Genomic DNA, 21,020 nt, shown 5'->3' with positions numbered 1-21,020 from the left:
GGTTCGGATATTGAATCGGGCGTTTTATAGCCAAGGAAAATTGTCATAATCGTTTTTTTTCATACCGGAAACGAATTTATTTCCGTTAACGAAAAATCTTAAATTTTTCAGCGTCCAAATACCTTTGTCCGGGATTCCTATCCTCGGCGAACTTTTAATTTTTTTCGGAGTTTTACTGTTTTTAAAGTCTATATATAATTCACTTTGTTGCATTTTCATCATATTGTGAATGCTTGTTATACCCATCGCCTTTGTAAGTTTGCCGGGGCCGTTTGTAAGAACCGTTCCTTTTGTACCTCTATTTTTTTCCATTTGCGGTATTCCTAAAACGGGTTCAATTGCGCGGATTAACACCGCTTGAGGATTGTCTTTTCCGCAAGATACAATATTAAGCATTTTATGGGTATGTATCGTATAAATATAAATTGTTCCCGCTTGCGAATACATAGCCTCCACCTTAGGTGTTCTTTTTCCTCCGAAACTGTGGCAAGCTCTGTCTGTAACTCCCAAATAGGCTTCCGTTTCGACTATGTATCCTCCGGCAATTCCGTTTTCGGTTTTTATGAGGAGAAGTTTGCCCAACAGAGCCTTTGCAAGTTCTTCGGTTTGCAGATTGAAAAAATCCGCTTCTTTCATTTTTTCTTTTCCGTTTTTTTCCCGTCGGATTTAAAAGAAAGAAGTTTTTCGGTTTCAAGTCCCGGTTGTAAGTCTATGCGCCAATAAAACAAATTGCGTAAACCGGCAATCGGGTTTTTTGCGTCTCCGGATTTTTCATAAATGGGTAAAATTACCAAATCGGCGGTTTCATTTGTTTCAATTGTGAAAATATTTTTGCCGTGCGGGTCGTAAATTTGTATCCATGAAACCGATTCAAATTTATTGTTGTTTATGTTTGCCTCTTGTTTTTGGTCGTTTGCATAAACGGAAACTTGAGGCTTTTTTGTTTCTATAGGACTTGTAGCTAAGTCGATTTCCACCATAAAATAAGCCGAAAGGGTTATCTTGCTTTCGTTTTTTAAGATATATTGTACTTGTACGCCGTAATCGCTGAAACCGTATTGTTTACGTAAGGAAACCGGCAAATTAAAAGACCTGAATCCGCCTTCGGTTCTAAGCTGTAATTCGAATTTAAATCTGTCGGTTTTTATGTCCTGATATAGGTTTTCCGAAAAGACGGGGTTTGCAATTGCGGAAGAAAATTCTCCTTTTTTTACTGCTTCAAGTTCATCTGCGGATAAAAGATGGTCTATAAATAAGCCCGTTTCTTCTGCGGAAATGTCGGCATAGTTTCTATATGCGTTAAAAATATCCAGCTCGAATATTTTTCCGCCTGAGCTGTGAATATACATATTTATATTATCCCTCTGCGAAATAAATTCTCTTACTCCGTCCAAATCGAAATCAAGGCTTGTAAGCGAGGGGGTAAAAATACCGTTTATTCTGGATTGTTTTTCGGCAAGAAGTAAGCTGCGGTAACAGCAGTTTCTAAGCTGCCTGTTGTATCTTTCATGTCTTGCTTCCAGATTAAATAAGATACCGCTTTCGGCACGCCACAGCTCCATAAGCGCATTGCGTTTTCTCGACTTATCTCCGCGCATTTGGTTTATAAGACTGTGAACATGCATTATTTTTGCATACATTGCGTAAAGGTGAGATTTATTTGCAACCAAGTGTTTTACCGAATTATTTACAGGCTGATTGGAAAAAACGGCATTTGATTCTATAAATCCTTTTTGATAAATTGATTTTTGTTTTATAAGCTGTTCGGCCGTTACCATTGAAATACCCGAATCGGGATTGGAGGTAAGTTCTAAAAATTCGTCAAACCATGATTTTCCCGTTTGAGATTTATCTAAAAATTTAACTACGGTTTCAGGCGATAAAAAAATTACTATCGAGTTTTCCGTAACGGAAGAGGCGTATGTTAACATTATATCGTAAAACACCGAGGGAGAGGCTTCCGTGTTTTCAAATTCTTTTGTGGCGGGAATTCCGAAAATTATTTTCCCCGAATCTTCCATACATACGGGAGAAAAAGCGTTTAAGTGAGCTTTACTGAAAAATCTCGTGTCTAAAAGACAATAATCAATATCGCATTTTTTTAAGTTGGAAATAATATTGGGATTCCATGCAAAATAGGGAAGATAAATTCCGCGGGGGCGTTTATAAAAATGTTTTCGCAATATATCGGTCATATATTCTATTTGACCTATTAAATCCGACGGCGGAATCATTGAAAGGAGCGGTTCGTAAAAGGCATTTCCTATTATTTCAATTTGTTTTCTTTTCAGCATTTCCGAAAGTACATTGAAAAAATGGGAGTTTTCTTTTTGCGCCCATTCTAAAAAGCCTCCGCTTAAAGCGAAGGAAAACGGAATTGACGGTGCTCCGTATAAATTCGAAAAAATATCCTTGTAAATTTGTGTGTAATCGGATTTGGATATGGCATCTATTACGCTGTAATCCGTATGAAGAGTAAAGCATATTTCAATCTTTTTTTTACGGTTGTTTTCCACAAAACTTTCCTTAAAATTTACTTAAATTAAAAATAAATAGCCATAGAAAATATAAATTTTCTAAGGGTTTAAAATTATAAAATATACCGATATTGTTTGTCAATCACTTTACCAAACCGAAAACCCATGAAATATCGGTAACATAAAAAGCGGTTGTCAAAAAGCCTATTCCCAATAATACGAGGGTATAAGCTTTTATTTCGCCGTGAGCATTTCCTTCTTCCGTTTTTTGTTTTATTGCATTCAGTATTTGCGAAAAAATTAAAAGCCCCGTGCAGGCGGAACCGATTATAATTACGGCTTCCATGTATGAGCCTGCCTCATATAAAATAAAAAATACCAAAGCCCAGCTGAATACGGTTTCTTTTTTTTCGGGAGTTGAAAATTTGGAAAATAAAATATTGTCCGCCGTTTCCGAAAGAGAAAGAATTAAAACGGAAATTACCGGTAAAATAAAATTCGCTCCTATAGGTAAAAGTGCATAGATATTTATAAACCATAATACGCTTACCGAAAGAAACAGTTTTGCAAGAGTTTTTAAAATAAAAACATATAGTCCGGTTTTGTTTTCGGAATGAATAAAAACGCGTTCAAGTCCTATTCCGTAAACAAAGATAAGGGAAGAAGCAAATGTATAAAATAAAACGGTCAAAAAAATATTCATTATTTTACGCTCCTGAACGGTAAAATCGAGCCGCGTTTTATTGAAAGAATAATCCATGCGGCGAGTGCCGATAAAATAAAAGCTCCGGCAGTTGTTCCCAAAAAACGCATAGGAGGATTTTCGGCGAAATACGGGAGATTAAGCGTTAAAAAGCCGGAAGGGGAGGGGATAGAAAGGGTTCCGAAAGCAAATATTTCCCGCAGCAGCGAAAGAGACAGCGCTAAAACGGAATATACAAGCGGAAATTCCAAAGATTCTACATTGTCGTGATAATCTTCCAAACTTAATAAAATTATATATGAAAATCCTAAAATATAGATGTAAAGTTGAATACTTCCTTGAATAATAGGAAATAATCCTTGTAATAAAAAATTTAAAAAGGCTGCTGCTGCTGCAATAAAGGTTTTTATAAATATTTCTTTGCTTTTTTTTAATCCCAACATTTCCGTAATTATTTCCGCAAGAAGTCCTGAAAAAAATATAACCCAAACGCAGCCTGAGAAAACAAGCCCGTAAGCGAAATTTGAAGATGCGGGAATAAGCGGACATAAGCCGAGCATAAAAGGCGTCATAGTTTTATTTTGTATCATTTTGTAAAACCTCTTTGTGTTATCCATTGTTTTTCTATCTTTTGCCGCATACTGTTTATTATGAGCGGAGTAATTCCGTAATAGTCGGGTTGTTTATTTAAATCTATATTTCCCGCCAATCCGCAAAATTTTACCGAATTTTCCTGCTTATCTTTTGCATTATATTCTTTGCAAACGAACATTCCCTGATATGTTCCGTATTTCCCCGTCATATTTACAAAGATAACGCTTATGGAAGAGCCGTTATGTTCCGCATTAAAAATAGCATTGAAAAAATTCGGTGCTGTAATTTTTTTTGAAGAAGTTTTTAACAGCTTGGCATTTTTAATTTCGGTGCATAAGGGAGAATGGGCAAATACGGTTTCTGCGGATTTTATATAAATTTCTTCTTTCAGAATATAACCTAAATGAGACGTTCCCCACAAAATCAAAACGGCGGCTAAAAAAATACCGGATAAAATTCCGCTTTTTTTTAATTTTTCTTTAGTTTCATTATTCATAACGTTTCCTTTTTAAAGTTTGAATTTTTACTTCCATTTTTTCTATAAGCGGCGTAAAGATGTTTGTAATCAGTACGGCAAAAAGTATCCCTGAGGGAGAAGAGCCCGCTCCGCAAATAAAGAATGCTGAAACTCCCGTCAAAAACCCCGAAAACGCCTTACCGTATTTTGTTTTGGGTGCGGAAGAGGATTCCGATAAAACAAAAAAGCCGTGAATAAAACTCCGCTTGTTAAAATTGCAGATAAAATATCTCCCGAAAAATAAATGCCCGTTACTGGTACCTGTGCAAAAATCCAAACAAGGAATGCATAAACCGCAATAAAAATAAAAGGTAAAATATAATCGGTGATGCGCAGTGAAAATAAAACTATTGAAGATATAAGTGTTATAAGATTATATCTGAAAGCCGGAATGGGAGAGGATGAATTTAAAAATAAGCTTATATATCCTTCAGGCAGGGTTACTCCGACTCCGTGAAGTAAAATGGAATTAAGAGTTGATGTAATTGTAAAATCGGCCTTTACGCGGGAAAGAGTTCCCGAGTCCAGTACGGCAAACATACCGCCCTTTTCTTTTAAAAGTGCAATTTGCGAAAGTACGGGCGGAAATACCGAGGGGCGCGAAATATAGGCGATGCAAACGGCAAGGGCTGCCGGATTTACCCAATTTGAACCCGTACCCCCGAATAGGGTTTTTGAAATAAAAATTGAAATTGCACTTAAAAAGAATGTAAAAATAAATCCTATTTCCGAGGGCATAAAAAAACCTATTAAAAGTCCCGTTATAACGGCTTCGGAGGAAAATTTAAATTTTTGCAAATTAAGATATTGCATAAAATATTCTACAGCGCAGGAACCCGCCGCGGCAAAGAGAATATTTAAACCGGCAAAAAAGTCTCCCATTGCAATTAAAACCCCAAATTGAATTAAAAGAAGCGAGATTATAATAAAATTTGCCTTTTTGGAAGTAAAGCGCGTATAAATAAAAGGCGATGAGCCCAGTCTATTAGCCGATTCGGTATTCATTTTATATTCCTCTCTCTTTTCAGTTGTTCACGAGTTTCGGCAATTATTGCGGATAACGGAATTCTTGCAGGGCAGCATGATGAGCAGCATGAGCATTTTTTACATAAACTTATCTGTTTTATGATTTCATCATTGAGGTTTCCGCTTTCTATTGCTTTTACTATTTTTTTAGGTTCAAGATATAACGGGCAAGAATTAAAACAAAGTCCGCAGTTAATACATTCCGAAGGCGAGTAATGTTTTACCGTTTCTTTTCCGCAAATATGAATGGACTTTAAATTTTTTGTAACGGGAATATCCAAATTATCGATTGAAAACCCGCACATAAGGCCGTTTAAAATAATATGTTCGGGATTGGATTTAAATCCGCCGCATTCTTCTATCAGATTTCCTATAGGAGTGCCTATTCTTGCTTTTAATACCTTAGGTTCGTTTACGGCTTTGCCTGAAATAAGTACGTATGAGGCGGTAATGGGGTTATTTGTACGGACTGCTTCGTATGTTTGAAGTGCTGTAGAAATATCAAGCCATAAACTGTCCGTATTTTTTTTAGGAATGTAGTTTCTTATAAAAGGATAGCATGGACTTGCTTTTATAAATTCCACTGCGGAATTACCGCACGCTTCGGAGATTTTTTCCAGTTTCGCTTTATCGTTTTTACCGAATTTATGAATACATACTACAGTAGACGCATTTAAAATTTTTGCGGCTATTCCTATTCCTTCGGCAACCTCATTATAAAATGTATCGAATAAAATCGCGTCCAAACCGCATGAAGGGTCTTTATCAAAAAGGTTTATACAAACGGATTTTCCGCCCGATTTAATTGCGGAGCGTAATTGGTACGCAAGAGCTTCTCCCGTTGTAGAGGCGGTATTTAAAACACCCGCAAAATCTATTGCATGTAAAAGTTCTGAAGATGCGCTGTTTTTCCAAGAATAATTTGCCGCCGGTTTACCTAAAATATCGAAAGAGCCTTCAAGTTTTACGGCAACCGAGTGAATGGTTCTTCCGTCAGGTAAATCAAATCCCACAAAATCGTATACTATGCCCGGTATTGAAGAGTAGGCATTTACGGCTCCGATTCCGCTTCCGCGTGCAATCATCTGTCCTTCTCTTACAAATTCGCCCCGTAAAACAAGAGGTTCCGGTACTTTTTTCCCGCCGTATGAAATGGGAATAAAGGCAATTTGCGGTAAAAATGCGTTTCCTTCAAGAACAGTTGAACTGTGCGGGTATTCTAAAAGCTCTTTTCCGCATCTAAAAGTTAAAAAATCCGTCATTTGTTTAACACTCTCAATAAAATAATTGTAACCGGCATAAATGAGGAAAGTACGGCTACCAGTAAAGCGGCCGTATTAAAGCTGTTAAGCGGAAATTTTCTTCCCGTATATGCTGCGGTTATAAAACGCCCCTCCGAATAAAGTAAATCTTCAATTGAAGGGCTTTCTCTAAAGGCCAAAGCCGTTTTTATAAATTCATCGTCAAAACTGAAAGCGGTTCCCGCATTTTCCGTTATCATTCCGTTACTGTCTACCGAAAAATCCGAGTATTTAATTTCATTATAATTTTCCGTGTTCTCATTCGATTTAACGTACGGCTTTATGTTGGAATTCCATAAATCGGAAATCAGATTGCCTAAATCCGGTAAGTCTTCACCGGTTCTTATTTCTTTAAGTTTATCAAAAGCCTGTTTTGAAAATCCTGTAATTTCAACACCGTTAACCGGAACCGGCAAGTAAAGGATATTTTTGTATGCCTGAAGCGTTTTATTAAAACCCATGTGTAAAATAAGGCTGGAAAATATAATAAAAAAAGCCGCCGCTCCTGAAACGGTAAATAATTTTTTGGATTCCCAAAATTTTGCAATCGATTTGGGATTCATTATATAAGGAGTTATTGTTTTATGAAGTTTTTTAGTTTCCGAATTTTTATGAATAAAAAAGCGTATACGTTCGGAAATATAAGTAAAAGAAGCTGCGGCAATAACGGCTAAAATAAAAACCAGCAGCGATATATTGCTGTTGAATTTCGCAACAACAAATGAAATAAAGGGTAAAAAAACCAAAAGCGGATTTTTTTTAATTCTGCTGATAATTTGCTCCTTTGTAAATTTTAAATACGAGCCTACCGCTTCCGTCCAAAAAGCAAGTGTGAACATCATTAAAATAGATGCGGACAGCGCTAAAATTCCTGACTGAATGCCTGCATAAACTATAAATGGCAGCGAGGCGAATAAGTAAAAATCTTTACGGCTTGTAAAGTAAAATGCAATTAAAAAGAATGCGGCTGCCGATATAAATTGAAAAAGTGAAAAACCCGCTTTTCTTTCTATATAAAAGGCTTCGGTATTATTTTTTAAGTATTTAAAAAATTGAGGCGGAATATTTTCGCTTATGTGAATATACATATAGCGTATATTTTCCTGGTCGTTTATAAACCACGCCGCATATCTTTCTTTATCGGTAAAAGGAAAGCCGGTATAGTTGTTTTCGTCCAGTTTTGCAAAACGCTGTTTTATCGTTAATGAGGATATTATATTTTTTATACCGCTTTCTTCGGCAGCCTTAAGGATTGCACTTTCATCGGCACTCATAGGTAAAAAAAGAATTCTGTAAGAATGCCAAATCGTGTCTTTTTCGGTTACGGGAATAAAAATTAAAAAAAACAAAGAGCACAAAAATAAACAGCTTGAGGCAATATCCAAACTAAAAAAATAATTTTTTGTTTTTTTCATCTATGTACTATCCGAAATATGCAAATAAAATTGCGGTAATTGTGCCTAAAATAATTCCAGCAACGGCTTCCACGGGTTTATGTCCCTGAATTTCGCGCACCGGTTTAAACGAGTAAGAAGAATTTATTTCAGAAAATTTTGCTCCCAAATCGTTTAATGCTCTTGCCTGTAAACCGCTGGACCTTCTGACGCCCACCGCATCGCGTATAACTATCATAGCAACAAAAATTGCAAAAATAAATAAATCCGAGTCGAATCCGTGTCTTATACCTATGCTCACGGTCAACGAGGCGACCAAAGCGGAATGACTTGAAGGCATACCGCCCGTTCTCCATAAAATAAGTTCAAAGAAATCCAAAGGGCTTCGTATGGAAGAGTTAAACATTGCAAATATAGTTTTTATAAACTGACTTAAAAGCCAGCTTGTTACAGCCGCCAAAAAAATGGGACTTGAAAAAAGCATAATCAGCTGTTCTTTTTGTATTATTCCGAGCATACTTCTAATTTTCTACAAAACGGCTCTTTTGTCAATACCTGTAAGGCCATATAAAATTGAATTAAAAAAAGAAGCCTTTTATAGGTATTTTAAATGTATTTTCAATACCTCTTAATAAAGCCCATATAATGGTGTATAATATTAAAATGAACGGAGAAAACGGGGTTTTTATTATAGCTGAAAACGATGAGGGAAGACGTATTGACAGGATATTGCGTAAATTCTTGGCAAAAACACCTCTTTCAAGGATATATTCCGCAATTAGAACCGGAAAGATAAAAATAAACGGGAGAAAGTGTAAACCCGATTATATAACCGTAAAAGGCGATAAACTTGAAATCCGTACCGCTTTTTTTAATGAGGATAACGGCAAAAAATGCGGGTTTTATGAAAAAATTCCTGTTGTGGCGGATTCGGAAGAAAAACCGGCTGTAATTTTGCGTACAAACGATTTACTTTTTATAAATAAAAAAAACGGAGAGATAGTACATGGAGAAAAAAGCCTTTGTCAAGCCGTGTTAAAGCACTTTCCCGGAACGGAAAACAGTCTTGCATTTACTTCAGGTCCTCTTCATAGGTTGGATAAAAATACCTCGGGGATTATAACATTTTCTCAAAGTTTAAAAGGTGCGCAAGAATTTTCCCGTGCTCTTAAAGAAGATAAAATAGAAAAATATTATCTCGGAATTATAGAAGGAATAAATATAAAAAAAGAATTAAAGAGCATTATAGACGGTAAAGACTGTTTTACTTTAGCCGAACCTCTGGCGGTTTTAAAAAGTGAAAATATTGCTTTAGTAAGGTTTAAACTTATTACGGGAAGAAAGCATCAAATACGTATTCAGTGCAGCCGCCTCGGAACGCCCCTTTTAAATGACATAAAATACGGTTCAAAACAATCTTTTTACGGCGCGAAAAGCTATTTTTTGCATGCTTATAAACTTAAATTTAAAGAACGTCTTTTTGACGATGTTCCCGACACGATAACGGCTGCCTTGCCGGAAGATTTTTCCTTATTTTTAAAAAAATTCGGGGATTTGTCCTTTCCTCTTAATTTTGATTCATAAAAAACGGATAAAGTTTTAATTTATCGTTTTATGAGTTGCCCGTAACGGAGGTTTTTTATGTACCTCTCTACAAATTCCAGCTTACTTTTTTAGACAACCGAAAGTTTTTATACAAGAAACGGAACCAAATAGAATGGTTTGAAAAATAATGATTCTTTCTTGAGTATGTCTTTTTGTGAAATCAAATATGTTTTCTTCACATTATTTGAGTACTTCCGTGAAAACTCTCTAATTGATTCATATTTTCCTGTTCCCGAAGACTTTATCTCAAAAGCATTTATTTTACTACCTTCCGCAGTTAAAAAGTCAACCTCATAATAATGGGAGCTGCCTTTTTTTTCCCATGTATGATAATACAATTCTCTACCTGATGCAGTTATTATCTGTGCGACAAGATTTTCATAAAGATATCCGAGATTTGCAGGTAATTTATCTGAAAGTAATTTGGCATATATGTCGTTTTCCGTTACAGGCCTGTCAATAAACATCAGCGTGACAAATAAACCTGTATCGCAAAGATATAATTTATAGCTTTCTAAATCCTTTGTATCCCGCCAAGATAGCTCCGGGATTTGTCGAATTAAAACATGGCAGTACTGTTTTTGAATCCAGCAAATCAAATAGCAGTTCCGCATTTTTTTTGCTGTTTCTTTTTCCGATGGCGGTAGTAATTCTGTACTTTTTCGATTTTTTTGCAAGCTGAGCCGGGATTGACCTATACATTGCGGTTATTCTTCCCGATGAATCTATTTTCTTAAAGTCATCTTCATATAACGAAATAATTTGACGCTTTATCTTATCTATATCTGAAAAATTCTTTCCGTTCACATAAGCCTCTACAGCTTGCGGCATGCCTCCTACTGCCATATATATTCTTAAATCTCTCATAAGTTTGCGATTTGTGCTTTGGCCAATCGCTTTCTCCGTTTCAAAAATCCGTTTTAATAAAGAATAATTATGGCCGGCGGCTTTACAAAACTCTTCATAATCCATTGGATGAACCGGTATTTTCATTTCTTCGGAAGGAATTAAAATATTTTTTACATTTTTTTTGATGGAAATTAATGAGCCCGTTTCCAAGTAACTGTATCTTCCGTCGGAAACCAAATGCTTTATTGCCTGTCGGGCGCGCGGAAACATCTGGACTTCATCAAAGATTATGAGGGAATTATTCTCATACAGTTCTATGCGGTTTCAGCTTGAAGCCTTAAAAAAAACAAGTCCAAATTTCCGACATCATCAAAGCAGGCTTTTATGTTATTTGTTATTTTCGAAAAATCCAGCAAAATATATGATTTATATTCATTCATTGCGAAGTTTTCCGCAATTGTCGATTTTCCGACTCGCCGTGCTCCTTCAAGCATAGCCGCATATTTATCTGAAAACTTTTCTTTCCACTCTAATAACCTTGCATATACTTTTCTATTGAAAAACACGGAGTAAACCTCCTTGTTGGAATTTACTTATACTATATTTTTGCAGTTTCTTCAAGGTTATTTTTGAGTAAAATTGCACTTTCTTCAATATTATTTTTAATTAAAATTGCAGTTTCTTCAAGATCTTTAACTCCCGTTTACTTATTCGGACAAAATAAAGTTAAAATACGCACCGACGCTTTGTTTTCTGTCTTTTACGGTTTAATTTCGGACTTTAAATAACTTCCGGTTTAAATTTAGGTCTACCGTAGAGCAATTAACCTTCCATATTTGCCGATATAACGCCTTTTTTTAAACTTCCTTGCACTGTAACACAATGACCGAAAAACATATCGTCATCATCAAAATAAGCTGAAAAGGAGCCGCCCGCCGTAATTGAGATTGTTTTAAGTTCAATCCGCCGTGCAAAACTTTGTTCCGTTATTTCCGGGGCGGTCGGTTCCGCCGATTCGCGCCATTTACCTGCAAGCGGGGTGAGTTTTTTTGCCGCAAAATCGCGCATCTCCCTGTCCCATTTTTCCTGTTCCGTCAACATAGTTTTCATGGCTGTTTTTGCCTTTGACCAACCGCTTTTATTATCCTTATTTACTTCCAATGAAATATTCGCCGTTTTGCCTTGCCAATAAACAGTGCCTTCAAAACAGTTCAATTTTTTATTAAGTGTCAATTCTCCCAATGTGTTATCCTGTAAAATGACGGGTTTTTTATATTCTGTAAGTATTTCTTCCAGTTCGGGGCAGGGCGGATTTTTTTCAATAATTTCCACAACAAGAAATCGGTTTTGGGAAGATTTTAAAATACTTTCGGAAACATTCTCCGATATTTTTGTGCGCACCTTTAAACGGTAAATTGTATTATCCTCAAAGCGTTCCCAAATTCTCCCTTTTTCATGTTCATTATCACTGACGGGATATACCAGACGCCCTTCTTCTTTATGCAATAATCCTGTTGTGCAATCCAGATACGCCAAAAAGTAAACTGCGGCATCCCAAAAGCCGTTTTTCTTACGTGCTCCGCCGCCTTCATGTCTGAGAACCAAAATTTCATGTTCACGTTTTTCAAAAGTATTTTCCCATACTTCCTGCGTCATTTTGTTTTGTTCCCGCATATATTCAAGCAAATTCATTATATTTTCTCCTAACGAAACCTAATTTATTTCTCCGATATTTTCGGCGGAAGATTTGTCGAATGTTCTTTACACCAAGCTTGTAATCCCAATTCAGGCTCATAGCAATAAGTTATTTTTTCTTTAGAAAGCTGAGTGCCGGTCGCTAAAACTTCGCAATCATTAGATAAATTCCATAAGGCCGTAATGTCTTTAAGTCTGTTGCAATTACTGAATTCTACATATTTTAGATTATGAAGTCCGTAAATCGGCGGTACTTTTTCAATTTTTGAGCAATATTCAATTCTTATAGATTCCAATTTTTTCAGATTTGAAAGAAATCCGAAATCATTCCAAGAGGAATTATTCTTAATACGAATGTTTTTCAGTTCGGACAGCTCTTTAATCGGAATCGGCTCGCTCGGTTTATTGCCGTATATATAGAGATTTTGAAGCGGAAGTTTTGTTATACGCTCAAAAGATTTCAATGTCGTACTTTCCAAATTAAGAGTATTTAGATAAAACATGTTGGCCAGTACGTTATCGGCGTCTTTTTTCAGTCCGCCTTCAAGAGTGAGTTTTTTCAGCGTATCCCGATATGAGATAAGCGGTGTTATATCTTTTTCCACCAACCTAAGGGACTGCACGCATTTTAAGTATTTTAAATCCTCAAGGTTCTCTCCGAAACAACCTTCAACGACTTCCGAAACCGCTTGTACGTCGGGCAATAACTTTAACATTCCGGCGGCAGTAACACGAAATTCGACCTCGGGGCGTAACTTAAAAAAACCGTTGAGTAAATACAAATCCTGTTTTCCCGGAGTATATCCGCCGTACGGTCTAATGAGCTTAATGTCATCTTCTTTAAGAAGTTCTAAAATATCTTTTTCCGTAATCGAATTATTAAAATCGCGTATCATAACATTTGTCGTTTTAAATGCTCCCATCGGTTTATCCTTTTTTTGTGTATTTATCGTTTAATCTTCCTTAAAATTGAACAACTGAACAAAGTATGAACTTTGGAAGGTGTTCAATTAGTGCGCGAAAAGCGCACATGTTTAATAAGCGATGTTTGCCGAAAGGCAAACTCGACGGTTAACGAGGCAGTCCTGTTTGGCTGCCGAAGTTATACCTTCGTTTTAAGAGTATATTTGCCGTTACCGGTATAAATATAAGTAGCGGAACGGCATTGATTATAAAAATAGGCAGCAATTTAATACAAATCAATAAAACGGTTCCTCTTTTTTTGTTTATACCGCTTCCCCAATTTCCATTGATGAGCGGGTATACTGAATCTAATATGTTACGATACCATTTTACAAAAGTATTATTTTGATATTGCGGATTTATAACCAAGATGTAAAATAAAAATAACATAACAAATATATATATAATTCCGAAAATAAGAGTTATATTTCTTGTCTTTTTTGCAACTTCAATGCAGATTTTGTCTTTCTCCTCTTGACTCAGCTTTTTCAAAGTTTCATTTTTTAAAAACTTTTTATTAAATCTATATAGTATGTATTTATATTGAACGGATTTTCGTATATCAATTTTCATTAAAGCCCTCATATTCGTGTAACATAATCAATATGTCGCTCATTTATTTCTTCAAAATATTCGTCCAAATGACAGTATATTTCCATATCCTTATCTTCAGAATCACGTAATACCATGAATCGGCTGTTTTTTTCCGCATTAATGAAAACAAAGTTATGTTCGCCGTAGTAAATCTGATAACCCTCATTTGCCAACAACCATACTTCTCCAGTTTTGAAAGTTAAAATATCTTTTTTAATGCGATAGGATTGTCCCGCTTTTAATTTCATAATATTTCTCCAAACCTCAAATAAAAAGAATGAAATCCCATACATTATAGTTGATTTTTATCGGGATATCAATATTGGTATGTTCACATACTTTTAGCGCGTTATTCTTATCATTGTAAACATATAACATATTCGTTATCGCCGCAACTTTTAATTTATTTTCTTCCAATATTTCTTTTTAAAATCATCCAAGTACCTTATGTTCTTTCCATAAACAAAGATTCTGTAGGCAGTGCGCTCGTCTTGTCCAAAGCAGGGAACATCATTTCGCATGAAAGGTATAAACATTTCATTCAACTCCTTTTCGGCGTTCAAAATCTCTTTGCTATCCCATGTAAAAGCTGCCAAGTGGGAATTATCGACGTTCCCTTCGGAAATTTGTTTAAGTACATACTGAACGGCTTCTTCTTCGTTATCAAAATGCTTTTCTATATCCTTATGTCCCCTCTCGGAATATCCATAGACATAGTCATATCCGTCCCGCTCTAAAAACTGTCCTTCCAATGCCTTATATTTCCCAATGGAAAAGGAGTAATAGCACTCTCTTTCCATAAACTCTACCAGCTTATCAATCGTTTTTATTTGAGGTGCAATACGATTCATTAAGATTCCGCCGATATAATTCCCTTTATTTCTGCCGATACAGGCAGTCGCATAAGTCATCGGGGCAACGGATGTAACGCCTCGGTAAGAAGGGTCTGTCAGAATCGGCATGGAGTAATACGCATTTTTTTTGTTCTTTAAATCTATAAACCACTTGCCGCCGATGTATTGTCTGAAAGTTTCCCCGATATAAATAGTAATGCAATCCAATGTACTGCTGTCTGCAATCAAGTCGCGGGCATCGGAATACCGATTAAGAATCCATCTTTCCAAATCATTCAATGAAGCCAGTGTATAATCAAGAATCAAACGATTTTTCCCGGCAAATTCATTTGTAAATCGCTCCATTTTATCTGATATACAAAATATCCATTCCTGAAAATCTTCCTGTGTATATGTCATCTCTTTACCTCTTCCGTAAGTTCAAATTTGCTTAACTGTTAAAAATCAAATTTCAATAAAACTTTTCTTAAATTTCGGACAATTCGTTTATTTTTCTTTTAAATACTTCTTCATTCATTCATTCATTCATTCATTCCATTTTTGATTGCCAACTCTGAAATTCCGAATTAACCTATTCCCAAAGTGTATGTCGTGCATATACTTCAAATTGATTTGGTCTATCATCACCGAAAAAAATAACTTCTATCGTATAGCTTTTCCAAAGCATGTACGGATAGGTCTGCATTACAAGAGAATAATGTCCTTTTACTTTGTTTTCCTGATAACTAATCGGAGAAAGTGAAAAAACATCTCGCACATTCTCTTTTTCAAAATAATCAAGGGATAATTCGGAAATACTTTTATCGCATATTTTGACATCATCAATCATCCTGCTCTTTGAGGTTATGCCGAAGTATGTAATAATACAATCTTTAATTCTTGCCTTGTCTTGATATCTTGGTGTCAAGTTCACATATCCATATCCTTTTCCGTCTTTGACAAGCTCTACCGTTTCGCCAAAGACAAAATGGCTTTCTCTTTTATTTTCAATAATGTCGTTTGGAGCCTTTCCCGAAAAACTGAATCCGTTTGAAAGTAAATCATTCGCTTTGGTATGTCCGACAATAATCTTATATTTTCCAACTTGCACAACAGGTGCTTTTACAGGCAGCCCTGTCACGGTAAGTGTTAATGCACAGGCAAATATTGACATTAGAATCATACCCATGACGGCATTTGCGGCGGCTGAAAAATCACAGTTATAGTTTGTTTTTTTTATTGCAGGGAATATAAAACTTAAGAGACATTTCCCAAAACTGATGACGATGCTCATAACAATAACGATTAAAAATTCTGTCCACAGCCAAAATGCTATCTTGTTATTTACAAAGTATTTACCGTAAAAAATAAAATATGCTGCTATACTGGCTATTACTACTCCTATTATGTAAGAATTTACTTCATTTAATGCGGATTTATCCGTGAAATCTTTATATATGTCCGTTCCTCTTCCCTTTAGAGCATGTCCTATTTTATACATCCACTTAGGTACATCTCTGTTATTTTTCACCGCAATTACAAGATGAATATATAAAAATATTGTAAAAGCTAAGGTAAGAATCATTGCAATAAAAAAAATCAGAGCTCCCATAAAAAATCCCATTTTAATCACCTCCACTTAAAAAAATCAAGCAAGTACCTGTATTTAAGGAAGACAAAAATACTATAGTCTTAAAAAATACCGAGTTTTGATAATTGATAAATAATACGTGCTTATTGTTGATGTCAATTTTCATTATATGGAATCCGAACCGTCATACTCAATATGAACTATGCCTTTTTCCTTGTCATCGGCTATAATTTCCAGTACATCATCTTGAATTAGTTGTTTTAGGATATTTGCATTTCTTTCATCAATTTTAAAAATAATTTTCTTTATTTTTTTTACGCCATTTGGATGTACAAAATTTACAGGTTTTGGGTCAATACTGAAATAACTCATTAAAAACGGAAAATCTATCCCCTCCGGGAAAAAACACTTGTACTGTAAAACTCTGTTCTTTGTGTCAATTCTTTTGAGATTATTAAATAAAACTCCTTTAATTCCGTTACTTTTTAGAAATGCAACCTCTTCATCTAAGCTGCCGAAATCTTTTTCTATACAAAATCCGCATAAGCCTTCATCGCAAGTGTCCCAATAATTAAATCTTTCCATTTTTTTATTTTTGCCGAATAATTTGCTTAATAGCTTTACTATTTTTGGCATTCCCGTGTTTTGCAATAACTCAATATAAGCTCCCTCGCTAAAATATATTAACGCATTGATAGGATTTTCTTTTCTTCCATATTCGACCTCAAATCCTTTGCTTCGCCATTCTTCAACTGCCGATTGTAAATTATTTACTTTGTATATGATATGACCGCTTCTCATTATTACTTCCATAAATTCAGTTATGCTATTTTATACTAATTTTTCAATATGATTTTTAACACTTGCTTTACTTCAGCAGTTTCAAAACGAAAAATGAAATAGTCGTAAAAATTATTGCAACAAACCCTTTTATAAATCCGATGAAATGAAATTTATAATTTTTATTTCCCTTGTAATTCTCTGTTTTGGGCAACACAAAGTATTTCAGTGATAAAAGACAAATAAATAGCCAATCAATAATTAATAAATCAACTATATTCCAGGTCATGCAGATTATCCACAAGTGAACAAATATTTTCCGAAATGATAACTCTTGTCCTTTATATGCTAAGATTGCAAATGCAACCAATAAACTAAAAAGTATTATAAAGCTGACACTCGCAAATATCAATCCTTGCATTTTGTGCTTTTTTGACGGTTTGGGAATATTTGCAACTTCTCTTACATCTTTCGGATAATCGTGTTCAATCGTAAAAGGAAATACTCTAACCGATATAGATACCATAATCATCCAAAGCCCCGACCAAATAATAATCTCTATCAATATTATTTTAATATCCAATAACATCTCTCCTCAAGTTAAAATATCCGATATCCAGTGAAGTTCGGCAAGCGCTTTCTGTGTCCATTTTGCATCTTGCATCATACTTCTTCCGACTCCTATTAAATCCGCTGCATGCTCTTTCAATAAATTTTCAGCATCTTCGCCTGTCTTGATACCGCCTGTGAGCATAACCGGTATCTTGACTGCTTGTTTTGCAGGCTTACTTAACTCAGCAAACCATCCCGGTTCCGTCTTTCCTTTGACGGTATAAACGCAATGACCGCCTGAAATATCAAGAAAATCAATGCCATTCCGTTCAAAAATATGTGCTGCCGCAGGAATATCTTTTATCTCACTTCCGCCTTTCATATAATCACATGCACCAAAGCGAAGTGCCACAATAAAGTTGTTACCGACTGCTTTTCGCATAGACTTGATAATTTCTATATGAAATCTGGTTCGCCCTTCCATAGTGCTTCCCGTATATTCATCTGTTCTGTGATTGGTAAGAGGAGAATAAAACTGGTTCAATAGATAGCCGTGTGCCGCATGAATTTCAACGCCGTCGAAACCTGCTTTTTGTGCTCTTACAGCAGCATCTGTAAAAGCATAAATTAGTCTGTTTATATCCTCCTTTGTCATTTCTTTCGGTGTCGGCATATTAGCTCTTACCACTATTTGACTCGGTGCGATAGGTATATCTTCCGTATCTCTTGCGATACCGCCTGCGTGACTTATTTGTGCTAAAATCATGGCTCCCTCCTCATGAACGGTCTCCGTAAGTTTTTTATATCCTTTGATAACCGAATCGTCAGCCATGGAAAGCTGTCCTTTTGATGCCATTCCTTCCGGTGAAACATACTCATGCTCAACTATAATCATCGCGGTAGCCTTTGCCCGTTCTTTGTAATAATCAATTTGCGTTTCAGACGGCATTCCATAAACGGCTTTTCCGGTTGCCATAGGCGGCATAACAATTCTATTTCTTAGTATTTTACGGTTAATCTCAAGCGGTTGATTTATGAGCATTTGTTTTCCTTCTTTCTAATACAAATTATAATTTATCAATTTATGTTTTGTCATAATATATTTTTACTTTTAAATATTTATGTTTTAAATAAAATCATATTTTTTTCAAGCGGCGCGCTGCACATCGGCTTAAATACATTAATAATATTTTACGGAAGTATTTTATCACTTGTTTTATCTTTTAAAAATCTAACTAAACCGTTCATTATTTTCTCTCCCATAATCTTCAAATTTATTTCTATAAGCACTTGATAATATTATACCGTTTTTAAGGCATTTTTTCTACCGTTTGATTTCTTACTCACTCTTAAATCTTTAAATAGAAATAGGTGAGGGAAAGAACGGAAAAGAAGAGTGCGCACAAAAAAGGATATTCTTTGCCGTTAAGATTTTTTCCTTCCATATTTTTCATTGTACTTGCACTTTCTTTTTAATTTTGAGCAAAAAAAACAGTAAACTGCTTTGATTTACTGTTTCATAAGTTTTGTGATACCTTATGCGAAAATGTAATTATTAAATTTTAAGCAAGTATTCGTTTTCTTCATTAGCTTCTTCAAGTTCTAAGACCTCAATGTTTGGATAATAAGAATGAATAATGAACGGGTCGCTATTTGCAATTTTTAATGCTTCTTCCATTGAATTTGCATTTATTATTTTAATAGCTTTATCACTATCTACTAAAGGTCCGCATAATAACAATTGTCCCCTTCTATTTATTTCCTTTAGATGTGCCACATGGTCGTTCAACAATTTATCCGTAAGAGTGTTTTTCTTTTTTCCACTTAATATAACTACATATTTTTTCATCTTTAATACATCTCCTTTTTAATTTACTATTTCGGAAGTTGATATGGTATAGTTTTTATTTAATTATTTCATTTCGACAAACTGGGAGTTATCGAGTTACTCGAAATATATCCCTTTGATTTCATAAATATCGTATATTCAAATCCTGCTTGTTTAGAAAATTTCTCTTTTACTCGATGAGTTTCTACAAATCCTAAACTTTTGTAAAGTTCAATTGCTACAATATTGTTATTTGCTACATCAAGCATAAAACAAGGGTGTTCTTTTTTTTCCATAATCCAGTTTAAAAACTGTTTCATAATACCTCGACCACGATAACTATTCAATATCGTTACAAACTCAAAGTATCCACAATTAGGATCCACTTTATATGGTTTTCCTAAAATTTGATAAAGTGTTATCCCCATAATTGTCCCCTTGATAAATCCAAATTCTTGACGAAAAATACTTTTGTCTTTCTTATAAAGTCGAATTCCGCCTTCTCCAATACCACAACACGCTATCACTTGTCCATTGTCTAAAACAACTTTAAACTGATTCAACCTTAGTATATTCAACAGCAACTTTTTTATTGAGGTTTCGCTTGTATTAAAATGCTTAAAATGATGTTCGAACCCATGATAAATACAATGAACAATCCCCTCATAATCTTGTGGTTTTGCATCTCTAAATTCCATATAATCTATCTCCAAAAATTCTAATTTAACGCACTGTAGATTATTCTCATTTTACATACTACATTTGAAATGCCGTTATCCAAAAACATATTCCGGCTATAAGTGAAAGCGGAGTCATAACATATTTTTCTTTCCTACTTTTTGAAATCATGTTCATAATAGTATTCAAAGATAGGTAAGCGGCAAAGAAAAAACAAATATATTTAGTAACCTTAAAAGACAACCACAAGGAAATAAAACCTCCGGCTTGCAAAATAATTATCATTGCAAAAATTTGGATAGCCACCGAAATGACTGCCACAACTCTAAATTTCTTAGGTAAGATTTTATGTTGCCCGCCCATTGTAAATTCGCCCAAAGGCAAACCGCAAGCAACAAGAACTGTCATAGTTGCTATAACTCCAAATAATACTGCACCTAATATTGAAAACATAAATCAATATTCTCCCTTCGTAAAATACAAAAAATTTCAGTTACAAATTTGTTATATTATACCATTTTTAAGCCATTTTTTCTATATCAACTTTCTGTGGTACTTGACAGTTTCCTATAAAGTTAAAGTAAACATCAACTTGTTGTTTTCGGTCTTTGCCTTTTCTTCCTCCTGTTGCTTCATGAACTACAACTTTTTCTATATATTCATTTATCATCGGTACTGTCAGTTCTTCAATATCGGTATATTTTTCTATCATTTTTAGGAATTTATCGGTGTCAACTTTTCTCTGATGAGTTTTCCATTTCTTGTTCAAAATACCGTATTTGCTTTTCTAAGTTTTGTTGCTCCGTATCATAGGTATTAAATAATCTATCAAAGTTTTTTACAGGAATTTTATCAAGTACATGGTCTTCATATAGCTTTGGGATAGCTTTCAAGTAGTTGCTTTTGATTGGTGATGGAATTACTTTCTCCTTGCATTTCATCATCACGACTTAAACGCTCATAAAGGGCTGTTTGTCCTGTTCTTTTCGTATTTGACATGAGAATTACCTCCTTTCCAAGTTTTTATTATTTTCTCTGTC

Annotated in this window: 25 protein-coding genes and 1 pseudogene; 1 reads left to right on the top strand and 25 read right to left on the bottom strand. The window is 34.9% G+C overall.

All coding sequences use genetic code 11. The annotated features are described in order from the left end of the window. Positions 1-24: 24 nt before the first annotated feature. The 9 genes and pseudogenes from DYQ05_RS11635 to DYQ05_RS11595 all read right to left on the bottom strand — a co-directional run bounded on the left by DYQ05_RS11635 (position 25) and on the right by DYQ05_RS11595 (position 8,529). Entirely contained in the window at positions 25-636 is a 612-nt protein-coding gene (locus tag DYQ05_RS11635) for a DNA-3-methyladenine glycosylase (protein WP_029409850.1), read from the bottom strand. Continuing rightward, the gene (locus tag DYQ05_RS11630; RefSeq protein ID WP_020966219.1) at positions 633-2,516 is read right to left on the bottom strand and encodes an alpha-amylase/4-alpha-glucanotransferase domain-containing protein; all 1,884 of its coding nucleotides are present in this window, start codon (positions 2,514-2,516) and stop codon (positions 633-635) included. The genes DYQ05_RS11635 and DYQ05_RS11630 overlap by 4 nt, the downstream gene beginning before the upstream one ends. A gap of 103 nt (positions 2,517-2,619) precedes the next feature. Continuing rightward, on the bottom strand, positions 2,620-3,180 hold the full coding sequence (locus DYQ05_RS11625; protein WP_029408895.1) for a hypothetical protein: 561 nt from the start codon (positions 3,178-3,180) through the stop codon (positions 2,620-2,622). Next, positions 3,180-3,770 (bottom strand): Rnf-Nqr domain containing protein, encoded by a 591-nt coding sequence (locus tag DYQ05_RS11620; RefSeq protein ID WP_029409848.1) that lies wholly within the window; start codon positions 3,768-3,770, stop codon positions 3,180-3,182. Before DYQ05_RS11620 ends, DYQ05_RS11625 begins: the two co-directional genes overlap by 1 nt. Continuing rightward, positions 3,767-4,270 (bottom strand): hypothetical protein, encoded by a 504-nt coding sequence (locus DYQ05_RS11615; RefSeq protein WP_024468631.1) that lies wholly within the window; start codon positions 4,268-4,270, stop codon positions 3,767-3,769. Before DYQ05_RS11615 ends, DYQ05_RS11620 begins: the two co-directional genes overlap by 4 nt. Further along, positions 4,263-5,296, bottom strand: a pseudogene (locus DYQ05_RS11610) (RnfABCDGE type electron transport complex subunit D). The gene DYQ05_RS11615 and the pseudogene DYQ05_RS11610 overlap by 8 nt, the downstream one beginning before the upstream one ends. After that, positions 5,293-6,579, bottom strand: coding sequence for an SLBB domain-containing protein (locus DYQ05_RS11605; protein WP_206183474.1), 1,287 nt, complete (start codon positions 6,577-6,579; stop codon positions 5,293-5,295). Before DYQ05_RS11605 ends, DYQ05_RS11610 begins: the two are co-directional and overlap by 4 nt. Then, entirely contained in the window at positions 6,576-8,033 is a 1,458-nt protein-coding gene (locus DYQ05_RS11600; RefSeq protein ID WP_020966213.1) for a hypothetical protein, read from the bottom strand. The genes DYQ05_RS11605 and DYQ05_RS11600 overlap by 4 nt, the downstream gene beginning before the upstream one ends. Positions 8,034-8,040: 7 nt before the next feature. Further along, positions 8,041-8,529, bottom strand: a complete 489-nt coding sequence (locus DYQ05_RS11595) for a divergent PAP2 family protein (RefSeq protein WP_020966212.1) — start codon at positions 8,527-8,529, stop codon at positions 8,041-8,043. A gap of 128 nt (positions 8,530-8,657) precedes the next feature. On the opposite strand from DYQ05_RS11595, the gene DYQ05_RS11590 reads away from it, so the two are divergent. Next, on the top strand, positions 8,658-9,596 hold the full coding sequence (locus DYQ05_RS11590) for an RluA family pseudouridine synthase (RefSeq protein WP_225969567.1): 939 nt from the start codon (positions 8,658-8,660) through the stop codon (positions 9,594-9,596). Between the two features lie 107 nt (positions 9,597-9,703). Here the strand turns inward: DYQ05_RS11590 and DYQ05_RS14170 are convergent, their stop codons facing one another. From DYQ05_RS14170 to DYQ05_RS14395, 16 genes are all read right to left on the bottom strand, one after another. After that, on the bottom strand, positions 9,704-10,084 hold the full coding sequence (locus DYQ05_RS14170) for a DUF4143 domain-containing protein (RefSeq protein ID WP_488169072.1): 381 nt from the start codon (positions 10,082-10,084) through the stop codon (positions 9,704-9,706). A 37-nt stretch (positions 10,085-10,121) separates the two neighbouring features. After that, positions 10,122-10,736: a DUF8612 domain-containing protein gene (locus DYQ05_RS14165; RefSeq protein WP_252723378.1), complete on the bottom strand. Its 615-nt coding sequence runs from the start codon at positions 10,734-10,736 to the stop codon at positions 10,122-10,124. Between the two features lie 44 nt (positions 10,737-10,780). Then, the gene (locus DYQ05_RS14160) at positions 10,781-11,032 is read right to left on the bottom strand and encodes an AAA family ATPase (RefSeq protein WP_252723377.1); all 252 of its coding nucleotides are present in this window, start codon (positions 11,030-11,032) and stop codon (positions 10,781-10,783) included. 256 nt (positions 11,033-11,288) lie between these two features. Continuing rightward, entirely contained in the window at positions 11,289-12,158 is an 870-nt protein-coding gene (locus DYQ05_RS11580; RefSeq protein ID WP_206183473.1) for a DUF2262 domain-containing protein, read from the bottom strand. 26 nt (positions 12,159-12,184) lie between these two features. Next, the gene (locus DYQ05_RS11575) at positions 12,185-13,084 is read right to left on the bottom strand and encodes a leucine-rich repeat domain-containing protein (RefSeq protein ID WP_206183472.1); all 900 of its coding nucleotides are present in this window, start codon (positions 13,082-13,084) and stop codon (positions 12,185-12,187) included. A 621-nt stretch (positions 13,085-13,705) separates the two neighbouring features. Next, on the bottom strand, positions 13,706-13,966 hold the full coding sequence (locus DYQ05_RS11570; RefSeq protein WP_206183471.1) for a DUF3601 domain-containing protein: 261 nt from the start codon (positions 13,964-13,966) through the stop codon (positions 13,706-13,708). A 150-nt stretch (positions 13,967-14,116) separates the two neighbouring features. Then, the gene (locus DYQ05_RS11565; protein ID WP_206183470.1) at positions 14,117-14,971 is read right to left on the bottom strand and encodes a hypothetical protein; all 855 of its coding nucleotides are present in this window, start codon (positions 14,969-14,971) and stop codon (positions 14,117-14,119) included. A 172-nt stretch (positions 14,972-15,143) separates the two neighbouring features. Beyond that, positions 15,144-16,175, bottom strand: a complete 1,032-nt coding sequence (locus DYQ05_RS11560; protein WP_206183469.1) for a hypothetical protein — start codon at positions 16,173-16,175, stop codon at positions 15,144-15,146. Positions 16,176-16,307: 132 nt separating this feature from the next. Continuing rightward, the gene (locus tag DYQ05_RS11555; RefSeq protein WP_020966202.1) at positions 16,308-16,955 is read right to left on the bottom strand and encodes a VOC family protein; all 648 of its coding nucleotides are present in this window, start codon (positions 16,953-16,955) and stop codon (positions 16,308-16,310) included. Positions 16,956-17,010: 55 nt separating this feature from the next. Continuing rightward, positions 17,011-17,505, bottom strand: a complete 495-nt coding sequence (locus DYQ05_RS11550) for a hypothetical protein (RefSeq protein ID WP_435372821.1) — start codon at positions 17,503-17,505, stop codon at positions 17,011-17,013. Positions 17,506-17,517: 12 nt separating this feature from the next. Beyond that, positions 17,518-18,516: an NADH:flavin oxidoreductase gene (locus DYQ05_RS11545; RefSeq protein ID WP_206183467.1), complete on the bottom strand. Its 999-nt coding sequence runs from the start codon at positions 18,514-18,516 to the stop codon at positions 17,518-17,520. A gap of 513 nt (positions 18,517-19,029) precedes the next feature. After that, entirely contained in the window at positions 19,030-19,323 is a 294-nt protein-coding gene (locus DYQ05_RS11540) for a YciI family protein (RefSeq protein WP_024466429.1), read from the bottom strand. Between the two features lie 68 nt (positions 19,324-19,391). Continuing rightward, positions 19,392-20,000, bottom strand: coding sequence for a GNAT family N-acetyltransferase (locus DYQ05_RS11535; protein ID WP_020966197.1), 609 nt, complete (start codon positions 19,998-20,000; stop codon positions 19,392-19,394). A 58-nt stretch (positions 20,001-20,058) separates the two neighbouring features. Beyond that, the gene (locus DYQ05_RS11530) at positions 20,059-20,433 is read right to left on the bottom strand and encodes a hypothetical protein (protein WP_024466427.1); all 375 of its coding nucleotides are present in this window, start codon (positions 20,431-20,433) and stop codon (positions 20,059-20,061) included. Between the two features lie 67 nt (positions 20,434-20,500). Next, the gene (locus tag DYQ05_RS11525; RefSeq protein WP_206183466.1) at positions 20,501-20,749 is read right to left on the bottom strand and encodes a DUF4368 domain-containing protein; all 249 of its coding nucleotides are present in this window, start codon (positions 20,747-20,749) and stop codon (positions 20,501-20,503) included. 98 nt (positions 20,750-20,847) lie between these two features. Next, positions 20,848-20,979 (bottom strand): recombinase family protein, encoded by a 132-nt coding sequence (locus DYQ05_RS14395; protein WP_290121744.1) that lies wholly within the window; start codon positions 20,977-20,979, stop codon positions 20,848-20,850. Positions 20,980-21,020: the final 41 nt, after the last annotated feature.

The sequence above is a fragment of the Treponema pedis genome, assembly GCF_017161325.1.
Classification (GTDB): domain Bacteria; phylum Spirochaetota; class Spirochaetia; order Treponematales; family Treponemataceae; genus Treponema_B; species Treponema_B pedis.
The sequence above is the reverse complement of the archived record's forward strand: the minus strand, read 5'-3'. Positions and strand labels throughout refer to the sequence as shown.

Bases quoted from the DNA above. Each gene is read 5' to 3' on its own strand.
- DYQ05_RS14395 (WP_290121744.1), bottom strand. From the start codon at position 20,979: ATGTCAAATACGAAAAGAACAGGACAAACAGCCCTTTATGAGCGTTTA.
- DYQ05_RS11555 (WP_020966202.1), bottom strand. From the start codon at position 16,955: ATGGAAGTAATAATGAGAAGCGGTCATATCATATACAAAGTAAATAAT.
- DYQ05_RS11615 (WP_024468631.1), bottom strand. From the start codon at position 4,270: ATGAATAATGAAACTAAAGAAAAATTAAAAAAAAGCGGAATTTTATCC.
- DYQ05_RS11570 (WP_206183471.1), bottom strand. From the start codon at position 13,966: ATGAAATTAAAAGCGGGACAATCCTATCGCATTAAAAAAGATATTTTA.
- DYQ05_RS11590 (WP_225969567.1), top strand. From the start codon at position 8,658: ATGGTGTATAATATTAAAATGAACGGAGAAAACGGGGTTTTTATTATA.
- DYQ05_RS11605 (WP_206183474.1), bottom strand. From the start codon at position 6,579: ATGACGGATTTTTTAACTTTTAGATGCGGAAAAGAGCTTTTAGAATAC.
- DYQ05_RS11535 (WP_020966197.1), bottom strand. From the start codon at position 20,000: ATGGAATTTAGAGATGCAAAACCACAAGATTATGAGGGGATTGTTCAT.
- DYQ05_RS11530 (WP_024466427.1), bottom strand. From the start codon at position 20,433: ATGTTTTCAATATTAGGTGCAGTATTATTTGGAGTTATAGCAACTATG.
- DYQ05_RS11560 (WP_206183469.1), bottom strand. From the start codon at position 16,175: ATGGGATTTTTTATGGGAGCTCTGATTTTTTTTATTGCAATGATTCTT.
- DYQ05_RS11565 (WP_206183470.1), bottom strand. From the start codon at position 14,971: ATGACATATACACAGGAAGATTTTCAGGAATGGATATTTTGTATATCA.
- DYQ05_RS11600 (WP_020966213.1), bottom strand. From the start codon at position 8,033: ATGAAAAAAACAAAAAATTATTTTTTTAGTTTGGATATTGCCTCAAGC.
- DYQ05_RS11625 (WP_029408895.1), bottom strand. From the start codon at position 3,180: ATGAATATTTTTTTGACCGTTTTATTTTATACATTTGCTTCTTCCCTT.
- DYQ05_RS11545 (WP_206183467.1), bottom strand. From the start codon at position 18,516: ATGCTCATAAATCAACCGCTTGAGATTAACCGTAAAATACTAAGAAAT.
- DYQ05_RS14165 (WP_252723378.1), bottom strand. From the start codon at position 10,736: ATGTTTCCGCGCGCCCGACAGGCAATAAAGCATTTGGTTTCCGACGGA.
- DYQ05_RS11580 (WP_206183473.1), bottom strand. From the start codon at position 12,158: ATGAATTTGCTTGAATATATGCGGGAACAAAACAAAATGACGCAGGAA.
- DYQ05_RS11540 (WP_024466429.1), bottom strand. From the start codon at position 19,323: ATGAAAAAATATGTAGTTATATTAAGTGGAAAAAAGAAAAACACTCTT.
- DYQ05_RS11595 (WP_020966212.1), bottom strand. From the start codon at position 8,529: ATGCTCGGAATAATACAAAAAGAACAGCTGATTATGCTTTTTTCAAGT.
- DYQ05_RS11620 (WP_029409848.1), bottom strand. From the start codon at position 3,770: ATGATACAAAATAAAACTATGACGCCTTTTATGCTCGGCTTATGTCCG.
- DYQ05_RS11575 (WP_206183472.1), bottom strand. From the start codon at position 13,084: ATGGGAGCATTTAAAACGACAAATGTTATGATACGCGATTTTAATAAT.
- DYQ05_RS14170 (WP_488169072.1), bottom strand. From the start codon at position 10,084: ATGTTTATTGACAGGCCTGTAACGGAAAACGACATATATGCCAAATTA.
- DYQ05_RS11635 (WP_029409850.1), bottom strand. From the start codon at position 636: ATGAAAGAAGCGGATTTTTTCAATCTGCAAACCGAAGAACTTGCAAAG.